Below are 3,143 nucleotides of genomic sequence, written 5' to 3' on the forward strand. Positions count from 1 at the left end.
ATCGTCGGGCTCAAGGCTAAGGGCAAGGCGAGAGGCGATACGTCTGGCTTTACCATCGTGACTGCTAACACTGAACAAGAGAGGCTAGCAGCATGAAGCGTACACCACGAGCATACGAGTATGGACTACCGGATTATGAACTCACGGAGGTATCCCATGTCCCAATTCACATACGGTGTTCCCGTTATTCACGAGAACGTACAAGTGTACCGCAACCTACACAGGAAGTGCCTCTCTATCAGGCACAGCAAGTCTCGCAAGGTAATCTTTCATGACGACAAGGTGATCTTGCACCTGCCACGCTTCAAGGTGAGTGAGGCAGGAAGGCAGCGTGTGCTGCGTGAGAAGCGCAAGAACGTGCACGCTTATGTTCAAGGCAATTACTCAGTGCTGGATCGTGTACCTGCAAGACTGCACGACACTGCCTACTGGATACCTGTCTTCTACAACCCCTACCGTGTAGCCCAATTCACTGAGCACTACTCAGGCAAGCCCGTGTGGAACGCCGAGTGGGTGTGGATAGGGAACGAAGGCATCTATGCTGTCCAACCTAATTGCTTTGGTGAACAACAGCACTTGACAGCAGCGTAGCTACACAGTATTGTCTACCCACAACAGCGCATGGAAGGAGATACTCATGCCCCTAGACAACTTGATTGCCGAAGTTAGAAATTCCTACACCCTTGGCCTCAACGATGAACTGCCCGAGGCTTTGAACTTCACCCCTGTCAAAGAGAAGCAGCGCCGCAATGGTACTGTGATCGAAGGCAAGTATTGGTTGATTAACCCTAACACTGACGATGTGATGGGTGATTGCAAGGGTGTGTATACACCGACCAATTTCTCGGTACTGTATGACGCATACCGTGAGGGCCTCGAACTCTCTGGCCTCGACCTGTCGGAAATTGAAATCACCATCCGTGCCTTCCGTGGCATGGCTGCGATGCGTGCCGATGTTGTGCTCAAGAAGTACGACTACGAGCGGATCGTTGGTGAGCCGACGCAGATGCGTATGAAGCTGATCAACAGCCACGACCTGTCGTTCAAGTACGATGTGACTGCTGAACTGATGCGCCTCTGGTGTAGCAATGGCTGTGCCTCTATCGCTGAGAGCATGTCCTTTGTGCAGAAGCACACCACCTATGCCTCACCCGAGAAGATCGGTGACGCTGTGCGAACGTGGCCTTCCATGCTTGAGGGTCAGGCCAAGCTGCTGTCTCACATGCAGACTGTGCCTGTCTCCCGTGATCGGGCCATTGGTTTCCTGTCTGACAACGTGGCGTTCCGTAAGACCAAGCTGGGTGTCGAGCCCAACAAGAAGGAACTCACTAAGCTGATGGACATTTGGGACAGCTACAAGCTGGGCGACAATGCCTATCGTTTGTACAACGTCCTCACCCACGTGTCCTCTCACGTTGAGGGGCGCAACGAGAGCACTGACCTGACTCAGAAGCAGGTTCGTGAGGAGCAGCGGATCGAGGGTATCGTGAGCGGTGATCAGTTCAAGAACCTCATTCGCTATGACGACTTCGCTATTGCAGCGTAACTAGGTGAGTGGCTCTCGCTGGGTTGATCACCAGATGATCCACACCTGAGGGGTCACCGACGAGTACGAAAGGTGGCCCCTCACACTTACCAATGGAGAGAAGCATGAAGACACTAATGGTTATCGTGGGCGCTGTCGTGGTGGCAGTTGCTCTAGGGTATGGGCTGGTGGCCCTGCTCAATGACGTTACATTCAAGAAAGGTAAGCGCAAATGAGTCCTCGTTTAATTACGCTGATCGCTGGCATTCTCGTGCCTCTGATCTTCGGCCTGTTCCTGCTTGGCGGCACCTTCTATACCGTCGATCAGGGTGAGCGTGTGGTTGTCCTGACCAACGGCAAGATCACCTCTGTTGCTGATGCTGGCTGGCACTACAAGCTGCCCATCATCGAAGACACGGTGACTGTCAGCACTCGAACTGGTGTGCGTGTGTATGAAGCACTGCCTACCTATTCGTTTGACCAGCAGATCGCCACGCTCCGTGTGTCCGTGAACTACCGCATCGATCCAACCGTAGTGGCTGGTGTGTATGAGAACTACGGTGGTGAGGAAGGTATCGTAACCCGTATCCTTGACCCGAAGGTGCGCGAGCAGACGAAGAACGTCTTTGGTTTGTTCTCTGCTATCCGTGCCATTCAAGAGAGAGGCAAGCTTAACGCTGAGATTAACGCAGCTATCGCTGAGTCTGTTTCCGCTCGTGGCCTAATCATTGAGTCTGTGCAGGTAGAGAACATCGACTTCGAGGATGGCTATGAGGAAGCGGTGGAAGCTGCGGCACGTGCCAAGGCTAACATCGAGCAGGCTAAGTCTGAGTTGCTTCGTGTCGAGCAGGAAGCACAGCAGAAGGTGAAGCAGGCTGAGGCTGAGGCCACTGCCAAGAAGCTGCAGGCTGACGCTGATGCCTATGCTGTGGAAGCTAACGGCAAGGCGCAGGCCAATGCCATTGAGGCACGGGGTGCGGCCCTACGTAACAACCCTGCCCTTGTTGATCTGGTCACTGCCGAGCGATGGGATGGTGTACTCCCAACGACGCTCGTACCGGGCAGTGCTCTGCCGTTTATCAATGTTGGTAAATGACAGTAGGCGTCATGATCATCTGTATGTGGGGCATGTGCTCCGAGTACAGGACTGAGGCTCCGTACGAGAACTGTGCCGATGCCTCACTTCACATGATGGACGTAGCTGAGCAGCTACCTAACGGCCTATACATAAAGGACATGTACTGTGAGTAACAGGCTACTCGTATGCGGGGGGCGCACCTATGGTGTGCCTCTCGACTCTTCCGACAAGGACGAAGTGTTCCGTGCTTATGTAGAGACAGACGATCTGACACGTGCACTAGGCTTCTACCATTCCCTTCACCCCATCGATGTTCTCATTCATGGCAATGCCAAGGGTGCGGACAAGCTGGCTGGTGAGTGGGCTGAGCGCAAGGGCATCAAGACACTGGTGTTCAAGGCTGAGTGGAAGAAGTATGGCAAGCGTGCTGGCTACCTGCGTAACACACGTATGCTCAAGGAAGGCAAGCCCACTGCAGTGATGGCATTCGAGGGTGGTGTAGGTACAGAGATGATGTGCCGCATTGCTGAGGATGCCTCA

Annotated in this window: 4 protein-coding genes; all 4 read left to right on the forward strand. The window is 53.8% G+C overall.

Annotated features, from left to right (window positions below):
* The first annotated feature begins 156 nt into the window (after positions 1-156).
* Positions 157-591 carry a hypothetical protein gene (locus V6D20_13770; GenBank protein HEY9816847.1) on the forward strand — a complete coding sequence of 145 codons (435 nt, stop codon included), beginning with the start codon at positions 157-159 and terminating at the stop codon, positions 589-591.
* 46 nt (positions 592-637) lie between these two features.
* Positions 638-1,546, forward strand: a complete 909-nt coding sequence (locus tag V6D20_13775; GenBank protein ID HEY9816848.1) for a DUF932 domain-containing protein — start codon at positions 638-640, stop codon at positions 1,544-1,546.
* Positions 1,547-1,757: 211 nt separating this feature from the next.
* Positions 1,758-2,621, forward strand: a complete 864-nt coding sequence (locus V6D20_13780) for an SPFH domain-containing protein (protein ID HEY9816849.1) — start codon at positions 1,758-1,760, stop codon at positions 2,619-2,621.
* 147 nt (positions 2,622-2,768) lie between these two features.
* On the forward strand, positions 2,769-3,143 hold a 375-nt coding region (locus V6D20_13785), incomplete at its 3' end, for a DUF2493 domain-containing protein (GenBank protein HEY9816850.1).

This window comes from Candidatus Obscuribacterales bacterium (assembly GCA_036703605.1).
GTDB lineage: Bacteria > Cyanobacteriota > Cyanobacteriia > RECH01 > RECH01 > RECH01.